This is a genomic window from Pseudidiomarina insulisalsae, from assembly GCF_003987065.1.
Classification (GTDB): Bacteria; Pseudomonadota; Gammaproteobacteria; order Enterobacterales; family Alteromonadaceae; genus Pseudidiomarina; species Pseudidiomarina insulisalsae.
Genome location: NZ_PIPY01000005.1, coordinates 115,141 through 134,212, shown reverse-complemented (window position 1 = coordinate 134,212; position 19,072 = coordinate 115,141). Strand labels below are relative to the sequence as shown.

The following is a 19,072-nucleotide window of genomic DNA, read 5'->3' as shown; positions in this document are numbered from 1 at the left end:
ATCGGCTCCTTAGTCCTGCGGCTCTACTTGTTCTGGGCGGAAGGTACGCAGTACCCAGATAAACCCACCAATAATAAAGAACGCGCTCGGTGGGAACAGTAACAGACCAATCGGCTGATACCAGCCACCTTCAGAGGCAAGTGAGAACACCTGATAACCGAACAAGCTACCTGAACCGAACAGTTCACGGATGAAGGCAACTGTCATCAGTACTACCGAGTACCCTAAGCCGTTACCGATACCATCTAAGAAGGACAGACCTGGCGAGCTCTTCATCGCGAAGGCTTCAGCACGGCCCATAACGATACAGTTGGTGATAATCAAACCAACGAATACCGATAGCTCTTTGGCAATACTATAGGCGTAAGCACGAAGTACCTGGTCAACCACGATAACCAGACTGGCGATAATGGTCATTTGCACGATGATCCGAACACTCGATGGAATGTGGTTACGAATCAGTGAAATAAACAAGTTCGAAAATGCGGTAACCAAAGTGAGTGCAATACACATCACGAAGGAGTTTTCCATTTTCGAGGTAACCGCCAGTGCCGAACAAATACCTAAGATTTGCAGGGCAATAGGGTTGTTAGCAAAAATCGGCCCAAACAGGACTTCTTTCATTTCTTTTGCAGTACTAGCCATTGCTTAGCTCCCCCTTGCGAATTTTTTCCAGTAGCGGGCGGTAGGCCTTTTCACTGAACCAGAAGTCAATGGTATTATCGACACCATTACTGGTCAGCGTCGCGCCTGAGAGCGCGTCAATATCGTGATTTTCCTGAGTTGGGTTCTTAACGATATCCAATTTCACTTCTTCCAGCTCGTCGCCGTAAATTTCTTTGCCTTCCCACTGGGCTACCCAACGTGGGTTCTGGATTTCACCACCCAGGCCCGGGGTTTCACTGTGTTCATAGAAGTTAATCGTGCGCACTGTGTTGAGGTCAGGCTCAAGTGCCAACAGACCGTACATGGTGCCCCACAGACCATAGCCACGAACGTAAACCACCAGGGTTTGCAGGTTGCCGTCTTCATCGTTGATGAAATACAGCTTGGTGACGTCTTCACGGGTACCAATACCTGCAACGTCTTCGCTTTTTTCAAGCGTGGTGCTCCACTCCGGCTTATTGGCTGCCGCGATCGGGTCATAAGCGATGGGTCCGAGACCGTTCGCCTGTTCAACAATTTCCAGCGTATTCAGGTTCACCAGCTTGGTTTCGACCCGCTCGTTAAACAGTTCAACCACGTCTACGCCCGGCTCAAGCAAACCCGCCGCATCAAGTACGTTGCGCTGCATATCCAGCGCGGCGTTTTTCTGCTGCAGTGGTTTTAATCCCACCGCAGCACCTGAAACAACGATCGCGCAGACTAAACAAAGCGTGATCACGACAAAAAGTGTTTTGCCTAAGGATTCGTTCTTCTTAGCCACGTGCGAGCCTCCGTTTAATATTTGCCTGCACTACAAAGTGGTCAAACAGTGGTGCAAATACGTTTGCGAACAGAATCGCCAACATGATGCCTTCCGGGTATGCCGGGTTCACCACGCGGATGAGCACAGTCATTGCACCAATCAGGAAGCCATAAGCGAACTTAGCCTTATTGGTAAACGAAGCTGACACAGGGTCAGTTGCCATGAACATCATACCGAAGGCGAAGCCACCCACTACCAGGTGCCAGTACCATGGCATCTGGAACATCGTGTTGGTCTCACTGCCAATGACGTTAAATAAGAGAGATAACGCGACCATACCAACGAATACGCCAGAAACGATACGCCAGGACGCGATACGGAAATAGATAAGTGCCAGACCACCGATAAGGATCATCAGGGTCGATACTTCACCCACAGAACCCTGGATGTTACCTAAGAAGGCATCCCACCACAGGTCCATGTTATCGAAGTAGTTTTCACCCACAGCGGCGCGACCCAATGGCGTTGCACCGGAGAAGCCATCTACCGCAGTCCAGACGGTGTCACCTGAAATTTGCGCAGGGAAGGCAAAGTACAGAAACGCACGACCGGTCAGGGCTGGGTTCAGGAAGTTACGCCCCGTACCGCCAAAGATCTCTTTACCAATCACCACACCGAAGGTGATACCTAAAGCGACCTGCCACAATGGAATCGTGGCTGGCAGAATGAGCGCAAACAGCACCGAGGTAACGAAGAAACCTTCGTTGACTTCGTGTTTACGGATACTGGCAAACAATACTTCCCAGAAACCACCGACAATAAAGGTGACGGCGTAAATAGGCACAAAGAAACAGGCGCCGTACCACAGTTTCGTGATCCAGCCGGCATCAGTAAAGTCGCCACCCAGCAAGTGGAATAAGCCAACCTGCCATGCATCAGACAGCTCGTAACCATTGGCCAGCGCCATCGCTGCCTGGTTACCAACGTTGTACATACCCCAGAACATGGCCGGGAACGTCATCAACCATACCAGGATCATGATCCGCTTCAGGTCGACATTGTCGCGAACGTGAGTTCGGTGTTTGGTTACTTTACCAGGCGTATAGAAAATAGTTGCCACTGCTTCATAGAGGGCATACCACTTTTCGTACTTGCCGCCTTTTTCAAAGTCCGGCTCAATGCGCTCAAGATAATTTTTTAAGCTCATGATTAGCCCTCTTTCTCGATCGTGGTCAACACATTACGCAACACTGGGCCGTACTCGTATTTACCCGGGCAAACATAAGTACAAAGCGCTAAATCTTCTTCATCCAGCTCCAGACAGCCCAGTTTCTGAGCTTCGTCGGTGTCGCCAGATAACAGATCACGTAACAGGATAGTTGGCAGAATATCTAATGGCATGACACGCTCATAGTTGCCAATCGGTACCATTGCACGAGACGAACCATTGGTGGAGGTATTCATGCGAAAACCACTTTTCGGCGTTAAGTGCCCCAAATACGCACGGGTGATCGAGTGCTGATCGCTACCCAGACGAATCCATCCGAAGAGCTCTTTCTGATCGCCTTCAGGGAGTACGCTGACCTGAACATGGAACCGACCCAGCCACTGATGTGCGTCATCAACTTTGTGGCCGTTCAGAACTGAGCCAGAAACAATACGCTGATTGCCTTCAGATAGCTCACCTTCGGTCAGTTCACGCAAGTTTGCGCCCATCTGAGTACGTAGCAAACGTGGGTTCTTCACACTTGGCCCACCTAAGGCAACCACGCGGCCGGTAAAGATTTCACCAGTGGTAAAGAGTTTACCGTAGGCAATCACGTCCTGATAATTGATATGCCAGACCTGCTTTTGCATGGTCACTGGCTCAAGAAAGTGAATATGCGTGCCGACCAGACCTGCAGGATGCACGCCTTTAAAGCTTTCGACCTGAGCGTTAACATCGCCGGTATCAACTTTCGCATCAGCCGCTTTTGTCACGTAAAGCTTGCCTTTGGTTAAGGTGCTCAGCACTTTTAAGCCATCAACAAAAGCTTCCTGGTGTTCCGCAATGATCACGGTTGGATCGGCCGCCAGCGGGTTGCTGTCCATGCAGTTTACGAAAATAGCTGCAGGCTCTGCATCCAGCTTCGGTGAACGGCTGAACGGACGGGTGCGTAATGCAACCCACTGACCGGAGTCATTCAGTTGCTCAACAACCTTCTCACGGTCTAAGTTCGCCAGTTCTTTGCTGTCGTGTTTGGCGAAGGTTTCCTGCTCGTCACCATCGATTTCGATGACAACAGCCTGTAACACACGCTTCGCGCCACGTAAGACGTCTTTTACGACGCCAGCAGCTGGTGCAGTGAATTTCACCCCTGGGTTTTTCTTGTCCTCGAAAAGTACCTGGCCTTTTTTAACGCGGTCCTCAACCTTGACATGCATGGTTGGGCGCATACCCACATACTCTTCACCCAGAACGGCAACGGTGGTGATGGATTGACCATCTTCGATAGTTTGCTGGGGTGCTCCTTTAATAGGAATATCCAGCCCTTTCTTGATCGTAATCATACGCGTTTGCACTACTCGTTAGGGAAGATGAATCTTTCTTCAGTTGTGCTGACTTTGCAGCCCCTGAAACCTGATAAATCATATAGTTAGCGCAATAAACCCAGGCGAACCGCGAGCTCACTGCGCTGACTGAATTTTGTACATAGTCACCTAGGGCGGGCATTTTAGCACTTTTGTGCCGTGAGTTACCACCTTACACGGCACAAAATTTGAGGAGATTTCCTTGATCGGGAATAGCTTATTGAAGACTTACGACTGTTCCCAGGTTACTACAGGATCGACATCAGCATCATAGTCAACGCTATCGATACCAAAGCCAAATAGTTTCAGGAAGTCAGCGTGATAGCCCGCATAGTCGGCAAGCTCATGAAAGTTATCCTGAGTGACCTGATCCCACAGCTCTTTGACCTTTGCCTGGGTTTCTTCATTGGTTTCTTTAGCGTCCATACGCAGACGACCCGCTGCGTCCCACTTAGGCTGCTCGGCATAAAGCCCCTCGGTAAACAGACGATAGGTCTGCTCGATACAGCCTTCGTGTGTGCCTTCTTCTTTCATTACGCGATAAATCAGCGAGATATACAGCGGCATGACAGGAATCGCCGAGCTGGCTTGGGTGACCAGCGCTTTCAGCGACGACACATAAGCCTCGACATTCAAATCTTTATGGTCACGACGAATCATCTTCGCAGCACGATCAAGATCTTCTTTCGCTTTACCAATGGTTGCATGACCGTAGATCGGCCAGGTCAACTCTTTACCAATGTAGGTATACGCGGTGGTCTTAGCATTTTTTGCCAAAACATCCGCCTCAGCCAGCGCGTTAATCCAGCGCTCCCAATCTTCGCCGCCCATTACCTTTACGGTATCGGCAATCTCTTCTTCGGTAGCCGGCTCTAACTCAATCTCTTTGACCACATCTTTGTCGGTGTCATAGGTTTTGGTGCGATAGGCTTTACCCACTGGCTTTAGGGTTGAGCTATACACTTCACCGGTATCGGGGTCTTTGCGCTTTGGTGAGGCCAGGCTGTAGATGACCAAGTCAACCTGCCCAAGATCTTCCTTAATGCGGGCAATGGTTTCTTCTTTAATTTCGTCAGAGAACGCGTCACCGTTAATGGTGTAAGCATACAGTCCAGCGTCATGTGCTTCTTTATGAAAGGCTGCAGTATTGTACCAACCTGCCGTTGCGGTTTTCTTTTCGCTCGGTTCTTTTTCAAAACATACGCCAATGGTTCGCGCCTGAGCGCCAAAGGCCGCGGTGATGCGCGATGCCAGGCCATAACCTGTAGAACAGCCAATAACCAGCACCCGTTGTGGTGCTTCTTTAATTTGCGGCTGCTGCTTAATGTAGTCAATTTGTTCACGAACATGAGCTGCACAACCCACCGGATGCGCGTTAGTACAAATAAAACCACGAATCTTCGGCTTAATAACCATAGTTTTGTCCTGTTCCTTTTTTGTTTTGCGGCAGTTTACCCGACCGCCGCCGGAAAACACATCTGATTAGTTAAGTGTAGCTAAGCTTAGCTGTTCTTGCTGCCACCACGGCAGGCCGGAGACGCTGGCACTTGATGCAGTTGCGCCCATTCTTCCGGGCAATAGGTGTGTAACGCCAGCGCATGCACCGGCCCTGCCAGCAGGCTCGCCAGGGCCTTATTAATACTGCGATGTCGCTGTAACAGGCGTTGACCGGAAAAAGCTTCACTGACGACCACCAATTTAAAGTGCGAATCGTCGGTTGGCGTGCCGTGTAACTGACTCTCGTTGATCACCTCAAGGTGTTGCATTGGCAGTGCCGCAGAGAGTTTTTCGCGGATAGCGATAGCCGTGGGATGCTGCGCCGCTTGCGCTCGAGAACTATGCTGCTGTGACATGATTACCCTCCATCAGAGCTATCTAACGCACTAAAACAAATTCGCTCATCGCGTCCCAAACGTGCCAGCGCCTCCACCAGCGACGGTTCGGCGGCATCCGCAGGCGCCGCTAAACGATAGGATTGTGAGCTGACGGTGCCCCACTGCTGCCATAATAAAACACCGTGCTCGGAGTAAATATCGGCTAATTGCTGTAAACCTTCCATTCGTCGCTCGGGCAATGCCGAAGGCTCCTGAATCAGGCGCCAGCGATTTAAATCTTCTGCTTCTGCCAGCAACGCGTCATTAATACGGTTGCGGCAAAAGCTTAATTGTAAAGTACCGTCACTCAGTTGCCAGTCACGGTTCGGCAAACTCTGCAGATTTACTTCAGCGACCAGATCCAACGCGCCCTGATCGGTGGGTGTCGGCTGCGGTGTGCAGGCACTCAGTAGCGTCAGCCCTACCGTAATCAGCCCCGCGCTCACATAATTCAGTTTCATTCAGCATCCTTCGTTTGGCTCAATTCTTTAGTGCCTTGCTGTTTTTCTTCCTGCGCTTCTTTCTCTTCTTTTTCGCGAAGCTGTTTCGCGGCTTTTTGCTCCGAGATCTCATCAGCCGTTATCAACGCAATAATTTGCCAACCGGGTTTCGGTTCAAACGTATGATCGGTCGTGAAAACGTGTAAGACCTTGCGTTCATCCAGCGCGAACATCGGAATAGCGCGGTTACCATAGCGTTCCTGATAGTCTGTAAAGTTAAAGTTCTCAGTCAGTGCCGTGGTTTTCATCTGCGCCCCCTGAAACGTCAGACTCGCTAATTTTGAAAAGGTCACACCTTTACCGAACAAGTTGAGTCGCTCGCGATAACTTTCCGATAACTGATTGCGCCGCGGAGCATCGTGCTCATTGGTTGGCAACCCATAAATTTTAGACGCTTTGAACCAGTCCATAAAGTGCAACGCAACCACCGGGTTTAATTGCTTATAGGGCGACAAAATCATGACCTTGCCAATACCGTTAAGATCCATATTGTTTTCGGCATGTTCGGAGGTCGGATTGCCAAAATAGACCGGCAGATTTTCCATCCGCGCGGTTTTTATGTTTTCCCAGTTGGTATCTGCCAACAATACGGGCAAGTCATGTTCCTTAATTGCTTTTGCTATCATTCGTGCCGTGGCATTTGCACCAAAAATGAGAAAGCCATGCGCCGGTGGTTCGCGTAGTTTCAGCGCGTGGGCCAGCGGCTTGGCGGTGAGGCTCTGCAGTACAACGGTGCTTAAAATGACTAAAAATACCAGGGGCACCAGCAGCTCGGCCTCGCTCCAGCCAGCTTGTTGCAGTTTTAGCGCAAACAGTGCAGAAACCGCTGCAGCCACAATACCCCGCGGAGCAATCCAAGAGAGCAATACCTTTTCCTTCACGTCAAGCTTCGTACCAATGGCGGATACCCAGACACTTAGCGGACGAATGGCAAAGATAATTAGGCCCAGCAAAATAACTGCCGGCATGCCAAGCTCACTAAAGGCTTCAAAGTTAAGACGCGCAGCAAGAATAATAAAGAGCCCCGAAATCAGTAACACGCTGAGTGTTTCTTTGAACTCCATGATGTCGTCGAGGATAAGATTGCGGGTATTGGCCATCACCATGCCCATGACCGTTACCGTTAACAGTCCCGATTCATGCTGCACCGCGTTGGAAAGGGCAAACACGCCAAGTACCATAGCCAGCACCGCAACGTTTTGCAGATAGTGGGGAAACCAGCCTTTCGTCAGGGCGATGCCCAACAACCGCCCCGCCGCGAAACCTAATATAAAGCCTATTGCTACGGTGATCGCAAACGCCTGCATGGCATGGAAAAAACCCGCGCCCTGGCTGGCAATAATAAACTCAAAGACCAAAACTGCGAGTAGCGCACCAACCGGGTCAATAATGATACCTTCCCAGCGCAAAATATTGGCAATATTCGATTTCGGGCGTACCGAACGCAGCATCGGCATGATGACTGTCGGCCCGGTTACTACTACTAACGCACCAAAAAGTGCCGCCAATTCCCAGCCAAAATCCATCAGAAAGTAAGCACAAATAGCAGCCGCAATCCAGGTTACCAGCACGCCAATACTAACCAGATGCGTCACCATACGCCCATGGCCCCGGATCTCGTTCAGACGCAGGGTCAAACTGCCCTCAAACAGAATAATGGCAACCGACAAAGAAACGACCGGAAAAAGGATATCTCCAAAGACAGCGTCTGGCTGTAACCAGCCCAGAGAGGGGCCAACCAGCATACCGACCAGCAACAGAGGTAGAATGGCAGGAATTTTCAGACGCCAGGCGGTCCACTGACAAAAGATAGAGAGAACGCCAATGAGTGCGAGCGCTGACATATTCGACATAATGATTGCTACTCCCTGTAAAATCTGGTGACGGCACACTTTCGTGAGTATGAGCTACCTCTCACGAGATACCTACTCTTCTAGTTGATAATCATTCGCATTTGGGTACAATAAGCACAGACATTTTGATGTATGCCCCTACTACGAGGTTACCAAGTTATGAGATTACCTAAAGTGAAAAAACTGTTATCTCTTAGTGCTGTTGCTTTTGCGCTATCAGCTAGCATAGCTCATGCAGCTACTGTTAACGTCTATTCTGCGCGAAAAGAAGCGCTTATCAAACCAGTATTAGAGCAGTTTACGGAAAAAACCGGCATTGAAGTACGCTTACTGACCGGTAATGGTGACGCTTTGCTAGCCCGCCTGCGGAACGAAGGCGCTAATAGCCCGGCTGATTTGTTCCTGACAGTGGATGCAGGTAATCTGCACCGCGCCGCGGAAGCTGGCATTTTTCAGCCGTTAACCAGTGACAAGGTGCTGCAGTCGGTGCCTGCGCATTTGCATGGCGCTGATAACCTGTGGATCGGCCTGAGTCTGCGTGCACGACCCATTTTCTATGCTAAGGAGCGTGTCGACCCCAGTCAGCTGAGCGGCTACCAGGACTTAGCCGATCCTAAGTGGGATAACGATGTCTGTATTCGTTCATCCGACAATATTTACAATCAGTCTTTGACTGCTGCTCTGCTTGAGCACTGGGGCGAAGAAAAGACTGAAGCCTGGGCTGAAGGTCTGGTCAGCAATCTGGCGAAGCCACCAGTTGGCGGTGATCGTGATCAGATTAAAGCAGTCGCTGCCGGCGTCTGTGATCTGGCCGTCGCGAACACTTACTATCTGGGTCTGATGGAAGCTTCAAGTGACCCGGCCGAACGTGAAGCCGCAAGTAAAGTCGGTATTTTCTGGCCGAATCAGGACAGTTTTGGTACCCATGTGAACGTTTCAGGTATCGGTCTGACCAAGTATGCGAAAAACACCGATGAAGCGCAGCAGCTAATCGCCTATTTGCTGTCTGATGAAGCACAGAAATGGTATGCTGCAACCAATAACGAATACCCTGCTGTCAGCGACGTCGAATGGAGCGAACGCCTGCAAGCCTGGGGCGACTTTAAAATGGATGATATCGAGATGCGTTACCTGGGTGAGAACAACGCCGCAGCCGTTAAATTAATGAACCGCGCAGGCTGGCGTTAATGCAGCAACGTTGGCGACAACTGTCACTGGTAGCCTCAGCCTTAGTGCTGGGGCTTCCGCTTATGGTGATTGTTTTCGCTTTGCTGCAGTTGCTCTTTGGTGGAGATTTCACCACGCTGCAGCACCTCTGGCAGACAGTTATTCCCGAATATATTCAGCATTCGCTGATCTTGATGGTAGGTGTTGCGGTTGGCGTGATCATTTTAGGTGTCAGCACCGCCTGGCTGACCACCAGCTGCCGTTTCCCCGGCCAGAAACTTCTTAGTTGGGCACTGCTATTACCTTTGGCTATGCCCGCCTACATTACCGCGTATACCTATACCGGGATGCTTGACTATAGCGGACCAGTGCAGACGTTACTGCGCGATACCTTTGGCTGGAGTTATGGTGATTACTGGTTCCCGCAGATCCGCAGTATTGGCGGCGCCATAGCGGTACTTAGTCTGGTGCTGTTCCCTTATGTTTATCTGATCACGCGCGCGACCTTTTTACAGCAGTCAGCCACGACGCTTGAGGCAGGCCGCAGCCTGGGCCTTTCGCCCTGGCAGTGTTTTTTACGTATTGCCTTACCGCTGGCACGCCCGGCTATCGTAACCGGTACCACGCTGGCACTGATGGAAACCCTGGCCGATTACGGCACGGTGCAATACTTTGGCGTCACCACTTTCACCACCGGAATTTTTCGTACCTGGTATGGTCTGGGCGACCTTACCGGCGCATTACAGCTGGCCGGACTCTTGCTGGCGGCAGTGATTACCCTGATTCTGCTGGAACGCTGGTCGCGCAAGCAGGCGCGTTATGATCAACGTAACCCACGCCCTGCTGCGCCTTTCGAGCTGCAAGGCGGAAAAGCCTGGCTAGCCAGCCTGGTCTGCTGGTTACCCCTGGTTTTTGGTTTTCTTCTGCCAGCACTGCAGCTTGCTGCCTGGTCCGTGGAGCGCTGGCAAGTCTGGACCGACAGCGACTTCTGGCAACTGACCTGGAATAGTTTTGCGCTGGCACTGGTCGCCGCCCTGCTGGTTGTCACATTGGCGGTATGGTTAGCTTACGGCCGACGTCAGTTACCTACCAAATTGGTTCGCACCAGTGTTGCTTTTGCGGGGCTTGGCTATGCCATACCCGGCCTTGTGATTGCGGTCGGTTTACTGGTTCTGCTGACGTCAATTGACAATGTTATTATTCAGATCACCACTGAGTGGTTTGACTACAATCCGGGGCTACTGTTATCCGGCACCTTGTTTGCCCTGCTTTTTGCCTACGCGGTACGCTTTTTGAGCGTTGCCATTCAGACCGTGCAGGCCGGCCTTGCTGAAATTCGTCCGAGTATGGACGAAGCCGCTCGCATTCACGGCTACCGCCCGTTGCAGGTCTTGCGCCTGATTCACTTACCGTTACTGCGCCCGAGTGTACTCACCGCAGTGATTTTAGTTGGTGTCGACGTGCTCAAAGAGCTACCGGCAACTTTGGTTTTACGGCCCTTTGACTTTAATACCCTGGCAGTACGCGCCTATGAAATGGCCGGTGATGAGCGTCTTGCCGACGCAGGGCCACCAGCGTTAATGATGGTCATGGTGGGTCTTATTCCGGTTATTTTACTGTCGCGGGCTATGTTAAAATCGCAGCAAAACGCCCTCAAGGAGCAAGATTTTGTCCCTGTTACAGCTTGACCACCTGCATGTTCACCTTGGCCAGAATGCCATTGTCCGCAACGTTTCCGTCCAATTGGAAGCGGGTGAGATTGGCTGTCTGCTCGGACCCAGCGGTTGCGGTAAAACCACGCTGTTAAGAGCGATTGCTGGTTTTCAGCAAGTTGCATCAGGAAGTATCAGCCTGGCCGGGCAAACCGTTTCCGCTCCCGCGTTTACCCAGGCGCCGGAAAAGCGCGGTATCGGTATGGTGTTTCAGGACTTTGCCCTGTTCCCGCACTTAACGGTGGCCGAAAACATAAGTTTTGGCATGCGCCATGCCAGCACCCGGGAAAAATTGCAGCGGGTTGATGAGTTGCTAAGTCGTATTGGCCTACCCGGCTATCAGAAGCGCTATCCGCACGAGCTCTCCGGCGGCCAGCAACAGCGCATCGCGCTGGCGCGGGCACTGGCGCCGCGGCCGCGCCTGCTACTGCTCGACGAACCCTTCTCGAGCCTTGATGCCGAATTGCGTGAACGACTGGCGGTGGAAGTACGGCAGTTGCTGAAAAACGAGCAAATTACCGCCTTACTGGTTACGCACGATCAGCAGGAGGCCTTTGCTATGGCCGACAAAGCGGGCGTCATGTATCAGGGCGAATTGCTGCAGTGGGAAACCCCTTATCAGCTGTATCACCAACCACGCCATCAGATGGTCGCCGACTTTGTTGGCCACGGTGTGTTGTTACAAGGCACAGTGACCGCCAGCGGCTCCATGGCCTCACCGCTGGGCATGCTGGATCATCCAAGTCTTGAGCAAGTGGAAAGTGGTACTCCGGTTAGCTTTTTAGTGCGCCCCGATGATTTGGTGCCTGACACTGAGTCGCGTTTACGCGGCACCATTAAGGCGCGCGGTTTCCGTGGCGCGCATAACCTTTACAGTGTTGAGCTCGACAGTGGCGTCGAGGTGTTAACCCTCAGCCCATCCCATGAGCAACTGGAGGTCGGCAGCGAAATTGGTCTGCGGCCTGACTTCGACCACCTGGTGGTGTTCGCGGCCGACCGCTGTGAACTGCCCAGCTTACCGAGCCAGGCGCCTTCGTTCCGTCCGGTGTTACCAAAAACGCAGTCGGCGTAATAGTAAGAATTCGACCACCGCCACCGCTGCCAGGCTGCCGCAAAAAATCCAGAAAGCATCCGCATTCTCGACCCCTGGCATTCCGCCTATATTGATACCAAAGACACCGGTAAGAAAGGTAATCGGTAAGAACACGCCGGCAATTACGGACAACCAGTAAGTATTGCGATTCATCTTTTCTGCTACTTCCTGTTGTAAATGCTCACGCAGCATCCAGACCTGTTCCAGCAGCATCTCAAGCGACTCCAGCTCACGTTGAATAGCGTCGCGCTCATTCACCAGCCATTGTACGTTCTCCGCCTCTAACCACTTTGGAGCATCGACCGCCAACCGTTCAATCGCTGTTAACTGAGGGCGAACGAAACGCACCAGACGTAACATACGACGATGCAGTTCTGTCAATTTCCGTTGCCGCACGGACGTGCTTTCACGCTCATCATCTTCCAGTCCCTCCATTTCTGCCTCTATAACATCTAGCAGCTCTTCCAGACGGTTATTCATCTCCTCGATCAGCATGACAATAAAATCGTGCAGTGTCTCCGGACCGTCCTGGCGTTGCAGGCGCTCACGAATCACCGCAACAGAGCGAACGGGACGCTTACGGAAACTGTAAACAGCTCCTTTGTAATAAAGGATACGCAAGCTGAGCATATCTTCCGGGCGTGCGCCCTCGGCCATGTTGACGCCGCGCAAAATAAGCAGAAAGCCTTCATTAATACGTTCAAACCTTGGCCGGGTGTCCTCTTCAAGGACCGCGTCAATTAAGGGCGCAGGAATTTCAGAAGCTTCCAGCCACTCGGCAATGCCCGGCAAGTCGCGCTGAATATGAAACCAACGATTTGGCGCACCTTGAAATCCTGTTTCGATAGGCTGCGCCGGATGGGATGAAAAGTCCCAGCTATCGATAATAAAGTCAGGACGCGACGCGTTCGACTGAGCTGACATGCAATCTCCTTAGGATGCAGTTCCAAAAAACCAGACTTTAACGTTACAATAGTAGTCCATTGGGAATCTACTTTACTAAGGATTTTTGCATGTTACTTGCTGTTGTTGCAGTCATTTTGGGCTTAGCATTACTGGTTTGGAGTGCCGATCGGTTCGTCGACGGCGCCGCAGCTACTGCGAATCACCTTGGTATGCCACCGCTGCTGATCGGTATGGTCATTATCGGTTTTGGCACTTCGGCACCTGAAATGGTGGTCTCTGCGCTGGCCTCATTACAGGGCAATCCGGGCCTTGCCCTGGGGAATGCCTTTGGCTCAAACATCACTAATATTGCCCTGGTTCTGGGTATCACCGCCGTACTGGCGCCGATTGCCGTGAGCAGCCAGGTGCTACGCCGCGAAATGCCGCTGCTGCTGGCTGTGACCATCCTCATGGCCTGGCCGCTTTACGATTTAACCGTGACCGCCGTCGAAGCCTGGATGTTGCTGGCAATTTTCTCGCTTTATATCGGCTGGAGTATTTATCAGGGCATGCGCAGCAAAGATGACGTGCTGGCCAGCGAGTTTGATCAGGAAATCAAAGAACATCAGATGCCGCTTGGAAAGTCATTGTTCTGGCTGGTCGTCGGACTGGTGTTACTGGTCATCAGTTCCCGGGTTCTGGTTTGGGGTGCGGTCGATATCGCCACCGCGCTCGGCGTGAGTGACCTGGTGATCGGCCTGACCGTCGTTGCGATCGGTACCTCATTGCCTGAGCTGGCATCAGCCATCGCTGCAGTGCGTAAAAACGAACATGACCTGGCGGTGGGCAACGTTATTGGCTCCAACATGTTTAACTCATTAGCGGTGGTCGGTATTGCCGGTGTGATTGAGCCAATTGGTCTTGAGCCCCTGGTGTTAAACCGCGACTGGCTGACCATGACAGTGCTCACATTCTTGCTGGCTATTTTCAGTTTCCGCCTGCGCCGCCCCACCCGACTGAACCGAATTCAGGGTTTAATACTATTACTTTGTTATACTGGCTATACCATTTACTTACTGAAAACAGGCTTCTAAATGATGCAGGAAAAAGCAATCAGTACAGCGCAGCGGCTCGGTTATCTGGGCTTGCTGCCCTTTCTCGCCTTTACTTTAGGTGGTTTACTGGACGTTTATGCTGAGCACTCATTGCGTTTATTCGTCATCTACAGTGCGCTGATTTTAAGTTTTCTCGGCGGTGTTCAGTGGGGCGTCGCCATTCACAGTGAAGGCAGCCCCATGCGTTTACTGAAGTGGAGCATGGTGCCCACAGTGGTCGGCCTGATTGTTTTTTTTGCCGGCATCTGGGTATCAGCGCTAACGATGCTGATCGTCCTCGCGCTCATGCACCTGTTCTGGCTAAACTTTGAGAAGCGTCACCTGCCCGACGAGCTCTGGTATCTGGAGCTGCGTTCGCGGTTAACCTTTACCGTGGTCGCACTGCACGTGATCCTGATTATTATTTCGTTGTAAGGCACGACAAAGACAAACTAAATATTGTTGCGAATCGTTCGCATTTGTATTAGTATTTGAACTGAGTTCGAAACGAGGTTCCTATGTACGTTTGTCTTTGTAAAGGTGTAACCGACAAAACTATCCACCGCGCTGTCCATCAGGAAGGCGTAAGCAGCATGCGTGAACTGCGCCAGCAGTATGGCGTTGCGTCGCAATGCGGTTGCTGTAAAAGCTGTGCAAAAGACGTACTGGCCGACGCAGTAAAAGAACGTAACGCGCGCTTTTTGGAAGAATCCTTATTGCCAACAACGGTATGCTACACTTAAGCTAGGTACAAAATGCACCAAGCTTAGGAGTAGGCCATGAAAGGCGAACCCAAAGTTTTACAAGAACTCAATCGTATTCTCACGCGTAAACTCACCGCTATTAACCAGTATTTTTTACATGCCCGCATGTACAAAAACTGGGGCTTCCCGGTTCTGAATCAGGTTATTTACAAAGCCTCTATTGAAGAAATGAAACACGCCGATGACATCATCGAGCGGTTATTATTTCTTGGTGGCATTCCCAACCTGCAAGATCTGAGCAAACTCTACATCGGTGAAGAGCCCCGCGAAATGCTTGAGCTTGATCACAAGGTTCAGCTTGCTGACGTGAAAGCGCTGCGAGAGGCCATTAATGTATGCGAGCAGCAGCAGGACTATGTCAGCCGTAAAATGCTGAAAACCATTCTTGAACAACAGGAAGAGCACCTCGACTGGCTGGAAACTCAGCTCGACCTGATGACCCACTTAGGTGCCAATACCTACCTGCAAACCAAGCTGCACAAGGAGGGCTAAGATGAGTCTGGAAAATAGTGAAGTTGTTGCACAATTAAATCGCCTGTTAGCCTTTGAACTGACCTCGATTGATCAGTACACCGCCCATTCGCGTCGCTATGAAGACATGGGCCTTAATAAGCTGTACGAGCATATCAACCTGGAGATTGAACATGAGCGGGCGCATGCCGACCTGCTCATCCGTCGCATGCTGTTTCTTGGCGGACGCCCGGACATGGATCGACGCCAGGAACATAGTATTGCTGATGATGTGCCAACCATGCTCAGCAACGATCTTGCGTTAGAACGTAATAACGCAAAAACCCTGCGCGAAGTTATCGATTTCTGTGAAGGAGCGGACGACTTTGTCACCCGTGACATGCTGGTCGGAATTCTTAAAGACACAGAAGAAGATCACGCTTACTGGTTGCGGCAACAGCTTGAACTGATTGACCGTATAGGACTGGAGCTATACTTACAGGCACAAATGTGAGCGAACAGACCACTGCAGCAGACCGCAGCACCATCGACCAGGTGGTGACTGCCATTTCTGAAGCCTTCCGCTGGCTGGAAAAAGAGATATTTACCGTTGGTGAAACGGCCATTACCTATGGCTCTATTTTTCGTTTCGTCGCTATCATTATTGCCGCGCTTATTATCTCGCGGGTAGTACAACAGGCACTTCAGCGTTATACCGATTTCCGCAATACCATGGCGCCCTCTTCAGTCTATGCACTGAAGCGGATTACCCACTACATTATTTTACTGGTCGGCTTTATGGTCGCCATCTCGTCTATCGGCATCGATATGACGAAGTTTGCGATCTTCGCCAGTGCCCTGGGTGTTGGTGTCGGTTTTGGTCTGCAAAACCTCATCAGTAATTTTACCTCCGGCATCATGCTGCTGTTTGAAAAAACCCTGAAAGTGGGCGATTTCGTTGAACTTGAGTCGGGGGTGACCGGTGAGGTGAAAGAAATCAATATCCGCAGCACCATCATTACCACCAATGACAATATCGATATCATTGTTCCGAACTCTGAGTTTGTCAGTGGTCGGGTAACCAATTGGACCATGCGCGACACCTACCGACGCATTAAAGTGCCGTTTGGGGTTGCCTATGGCACCGACAAAGAACTGGTGAAACGCGCGGTTCTGGAGGCTGCGGATCGCGTGCCGCATACGCTGACTGATACCTCACACCGGCCGCCGCAAGTCTGGTTAGTTGAGTTTGGTGAGAGTTCGCTTAATTTCGAGCTGGTGGTCTGGCTTCGCCCTGACGCGGTCAACCGCCCCGGGGCAGTCCAGGCAGCGTTCTTATGGGAGATCCACACCGCGTTAATAGAGAACAATATCCAAATTCCATTCCCGCAACGCGATCTGCACATCAAGAGCTGGCAAGCCGACGGCACCATTCGTACGCTACAGGGCAAAGACAGTGCATCGGCTCCCGAGCCCGAGCCAGAACCCGAACGGCCCTCGAAAAACGACGCCGCCGAGGAGTTTTAACGCCCAAGCTGTTGTTGCAGTTCGGCAACGCAGCCCGGATCATCAATAGTCGATGGCACGTACAGTTGCGGCTCGCCATCGGCCAACTGGCGCAGCAGGCGCCGTAAGATTTTGCCTGAGCGGGTTTTCGGCAGCTTACTTACCACATGCACCTGTCTTAAACAGGCCACCGCCCCAATTTCATCGCGCACCCGCTGTATAAGGCGCTGCGATAAATCCTCAGGCGCAATGTCAACGCCATCTTTAACAATGACCAGACCCAGCGGTACCTGGCCTTTTAAATCATCGGCCACGGCAATAACCGCGCACTCCGCCACCGCAGGATCCATTGCTAACACCTCTTCCATTTCGCCGGTAGACAGCCGGTGGCCTGCCACGTTAATGACATCATCCGTGCGCCCCATAATGTAAACGTAGCCATCATCATCTTTATAACCGCCGTCACCACTGCTGTAGAAACCGGCATATTCGCGCAAATAGCCCGCATTAAATCTTGCTTCGTTGCGCCAGATGGAGGTCAGGCAGCCCGGAGGCAGCGGCAGCTTAATGGCAACAGCGCCCTGCTCGTTCGCGCCCAGCTCGCTACCGTCCGTAGCTAATATGCGAACGTCATAACCTGGAACCGGAAGCGTCGAAGACCCGGGTTTCACCGGGTACTCGGCAATACCGACAGGATTCGCACAAATAGGCCAGCCTGACTCGGTCTGCCACCAGTGGTCATACACCGGTTTGCCGGTCACGCCCTGTGTCCATTGCAACGTCGCCGGGTCAAGCCGCTCACCGGCCATGTATATACGTTGCAGATGACTCAGGTTATAGTGTTTGAGCAACTGCGCCTGTGGGTCTTCTTTTTTAATTGCACGAAATGCTGTGGGCGCAGAGAATAGTACATTGACCTGATAGTCCTCACAAACTCGCCAGAACGCACCGGCGTCAGGCGTGCGCACCGGCTTGCCTTCATACAGAATCGTGGTCGCTCCAGCCAGCAGTGGCCCGTACACAATATAAGAATGACCGACCACCCAGCCAACATCGGAAGCAACGAACATCACCTGACCCGGCTGTATGCCGTAAACAGTGCGCATGGAATACAACAAAGCGGTCGCATAACCGCCGGTGTCACGCACGACCCCTTTGGGCTTCCCTGTGGTTCCTGAGGTATACAAAATATAGAGTGGATCGGTGGCCTGCATGGTTGCGCACTCGGCCGGCGTCACCCCTGCCAGAGCTTGCTGCCAGTCGCAGTCCCGTGGCAGTTGCAGTTCCGCCTGACACTGCTCGCGTTGCCAGACCAATACGTGTTGCGGCGGTTTGGCTGCCAGCTCAAGTGCCTTATCCACCAGAGGCTTGTATGGAATCACTTTATCCACTTCAATGCCACACGAGGCGGTGATCAGCAACTTCGGTTCGGCATCGTCAATGCGTATCGCCAACTCATTGGCCGCAAAACCACCAAAGACCACCGAGTGCACTGCGCCAAGCCGCGCGCAGGCAAGCATGGCAATCGCCGCCTGGGGAATCATCGGCATGTAAATAATAACCCGGTCGCCTTTCTTAACGTGCTGTTTTTTCAAAAGGCCGGCGAAGCGCGCCACCTCATCACGTAACTGGCGGTAGGTATAAGCCTGCTTCTGCCCGGTCACGGGCGAGTCATAAATAAGCGCCGTCTGGTCAGCGCGGCCATTATCGACATGATAGTCAAGCGCACAAAATGCCATATTCAGCTCGCCATCCACGAACCAGTCAGCAGTACCGTCAGCACGTGGCCGCAAGATTTCTGTCGGCTCAGTAAACCAATGCAGCCGTTGCGCCTGCTGCTGCCAGAATTTCTGCGGCTGTTGTAAGGAAGACTCATATTCGTGGGGGTAGGTGTTCATAGTCCTTGTCCTTTGCTGACGACATTTCCCCCTACTGTAGCTCTTTGCCGTAACTTTCCTATTCGACTTGAGTCGAACAAAAAGCCAGCGCACGGGCTCCTTGTTTACACCCTGGCTCTTGTTTTTGCCCTACCTATCGCCTATTATAGCGCCCGCTTTACGGAGAGGTGTCCGAGTGGCTGAAGGAGCACGCCTGGAAAGTGTGTATACGGTAACCCCGTATCGAGGGTTCGAATCCCTCTCTCTCCGCCAGATTAAAAAAAACCGCCCTTGTGGCGGTTTTTTGCTATTAAGGCC

Annotated in this window: 19 protein-coding genes and 1 tRNA gene; 10 read left to right on the top strand and 10 right to left on the bottom strand. The window is 51.8% G+C overall.

The genetic code is table 11. The annotated features are described in order from the left end of the window. Positions 1–9: 9 nt before the first annotated feature. The 8 genes from CWI71_RS05925 to CWI71_RS05890 all read right to left on the bottom strand — a co-directional run bounded on the left by CWI71_RS05925 (position 10) and on the right by CWI71_RS05890 (position 8,206). Positions 10–645: an NADH:ubiquinone reductase (Na(+)-transporting) subunit D gene (locus CWI71_RS05925; protein ID WP_126754350.1), complete on the bottom strand. Its 636-nt coding sequence runs from the start codon at positions 643–645 to the stop codon at positions 10–12. Further along, a complete protein-coding gene (locus tag CWI71_RS05920) occupies positions 638–1,426 on the bottom strand; it encodes a Na(+)-translocating NADH-quinone reductase subunit C (protein ID WP_126754349.1) in 789 nt (262 codons plus the stop codon). Before CWI71_RS05920 ends, CWI71_RS05925 begins: the two co-directional genes overlap by 8 nt. Further along, complete coding sequence (locus CWI71_RS05915) at positions 1,419–2,615, bottom strand: NADH:ubiquinone reductase (Na(+)-transporting) subunit B (protein ID WP_126754348.1); 1,197 nt, start codon at positions 2,613–2,615, stop codon at positions 1,419–1,421. Before CWI71_RS05915 ends, CWI71_RS05920 begins: the two co-directional genes overlap by 8 nt. A gap of 2 nt (positions 2,616–2,617) precedes the next feature. Then, entirely contained in the window at positions 2,618–3,958 is a 1,341-nt protein-coding gene (locus CWI71_RS05910; RefSeq protein WP_126754347.1) for a Na(+)-translocating NADH-quinone reductase subunit A, read from the bottom strand. A gap of 249 nt (positions 3,959–4,207) precedes the next feature. Beyond that, positions 4,208–5,395, bottom strand: a complete 1,188-nt coding sequence (fabV, locus tag CWI71_RS05905) for an enoyl-ACP reductase FabV (protein WP_126754346.1) — start codon at positions 5,393–5,395, stop codon at positions 4,208–4,210. An 86-nt stretch (positions 5,396–5,481) separates the two neighbouring features. Beyond that, positions 5,482–5,832: a BolA/IbaG family iron-sulfur metabolism protein gene (locus tag CWI71_RS05900; protein WP_126754345.1), complete on the bottom strand. Its 351-nt coding sequence runs from the start codon at positions 5,830–5,832 to the stop codon at positions 5,482–5,484. 2 nt (positions 5,833–5,834) lie between these two features. Next, positions 5,835–6,314: a hypothetical protein gene (locus tag CWI71_RS05895; RefSeq protein ID WP_126754344.1), complete on the bottom strand. Its 480-nt coding sequence runs from the start codon at positions 6,312–6,314 to the stop codon at positions 5,835–5,837. Next, the gene (locus CWI71_RS05890; RefSeq protein WP_126754343.1) at positions 6,311–8,206 is read right to left on the bottom strand and encodes a cation:proton antiporter; all 1,896 of its coding nucleotides are present in this window, start codon (positions 8,204–8,206) and stop codon (positions 6,311–6,313) included. The genes CWI71_RS05895 and CWI71_RS05890 overlap by 4 nt, the downstream gene beginning before the upstream one ends. Positions 8,207–8,365: 159 nt before the next feature. Between CWI71_RS05890 and CWI71_RS05885 the strand changes: the two genes are divergently transcribed. The 3 genes from CWI71_RS05885 to CWI71_RS05875 are packed head-to-tail and all read left to right on the top strand — an operon-like array spanning position 8,366 to position 12,157. Then, on the top strand, positions 8,366–9,394 hold the full coding sequence (locus CWI71_RS05885; RefSeq protein ID WP_198678737.1) for a Fe(3+) ABC transporter substrate-binding protein: 1,029 nt from the start codon (positions 8,366–8,368) through the stop codon (positions 9,392–9,394). After that, a complete protein-coding gene (locus tag CWI71_RS05880) occupies positions 9,394–11,061 on the top strand; it encodes an ABC transporter permease (RefSeq protein WP_126754342.1) in 1,668 nt (555 codons plus the stop codon). The genes CWI71_RS05885 and CWI71_RS05880 overlap by 1 nt, the downstream gene beginning before the upstream one ends. Beyond that, positions 11,048–12,157 (top strand): ABC transporter ATP-binding protein, encoded by a 1,110-nt coding sequence (locus tag CWI71_RS05875; RefSeq protein ID WP_198678744.1) that lies wholly within the window; start codon positions 11,048–11,050, stop codon positions 12,155–12,157. Before CWI71_RS05880 ends, CWI71_RS05875 begins: the two co-directional genes overlap by 14 nt. Here CWI71_RS05875 and CWI71_RS05870 read toward each other — a convergent pair. Beyond that, positions 12,134–13,102: a CorA family divalent cation transporter gene (locus CWI71_RS05870; RefSeq protein ID WP_126754340.1), complete on the bottom strand. Its 969-nt coding sequence runs from the start codon at positions 13,100–13,102 to the stop codon at positions 12,134–12,136. The genes CWI71_RS05875 and CWI71_RS05870 overlap by 24 nt on opposite strands. Before the next feature lie 89 nt (positions 13,103–13,191). Between CWI71_RS05870 and CWI71_RS05865 the strand changes: the two genes are divergently transcribed. From CWI71_RS05865 to CWI71_RS05840, 6 genes are all read left to right on the top strand, one after another. After that, complete coding sequence (locus CWI71_RS05865) at positions 13,192–14,157, top strand: calcium/sodium antiporter (protein WP_126754339.1); 966 nt, start codon at positions 13,192–13,194, stop codon at positions 14,155–14,157. Beyond that, entirely contained in the window at positions 14,158–14,592 is a 435-nt protein-coding gene (locus tag CWI71_RS05860) for a DUF3429 domain-containing protein (protein WP_126754338.1), read from the top strand. An 83-nt stretch (positions 14,593–14,675) separates the two neighbouring features. Continuing rightward, positions 14,676–14,900 carry a bacterioferritin-associated ferredoxin gene (locus CWI71_RS05855; protein ID WP_126754337.1) on the top strand — a complete coding sequence of 75 codons (225 nt, stop codon included), beginning with the start codon at positions 14,676–14,678 and terminating at the stop codon, positions 14,898–14,900. Between the two features lie 36 nt (positions 14,901–14,936). Further along, entirely contained in the window at positions 14,937–15,413 is a 477-nt protein-coding gene (gene bfr / locus CWI71_RS05850; protein WP_126754336.1) for a bacterioferritin, read from the top strand. Between the two features lies 1 nt (position 15,414). Beyond that, positions 15,415–15,885 (top strand): bacterioferritin, encoded by a 471-nt coding sequence (bfr, locus tag CWI71_RS05845; RefSeq protein ID WP_126754335.1) that lies wholly within the window; start codon positions 15,415–15,417, stop codon positions 15,883–15,885. Next, the gene (locus tag CWI71_RS05840; RefSeq protein ID WP_241967642.1) at positions 15,882–16,898 is read left to right on the top strand and encodes a mechanosensitive ion channel family protein; all 1,017 of its coding nucleotides are present in this window, start codon (positions 15,882–15,884) and stop codon (positions 16,896–16,898) included. Before bfr (CWI71_RS05845) ends, CWI71_RS05840 begins: the two co-directional genes overlap by 4 nt. On the opposite strand, the gene CWI71_RS05835 is transcribed toward CWI71_RS05840, so the two are convergent. Further along, entirely contained in the window at positions 16,895–18,868 is a 1,974-nt protein-coding gene (locus CWI71_RS05835) for an acetate--CoA ligase (protein ID WP_275069779.1), read from the bottom strand. The genes CWI71_RS05840 and CWI71_RS05835 overlap by 4 nt on opposite strands. A gap of 68 nt (positions 18,869–18,936) precedes the next feature. Between CWI71_RS05835 and CWI71_RS05830 the strand changes: the two genes are divergently transcribed. Next, positions 18,937–19,027: transfer RNA gene (locus tag CWI71_RS05830), tRNA-Ser, on the top strand. Positions 19,028–19,072: the final 45 nt, after the last annotated feature.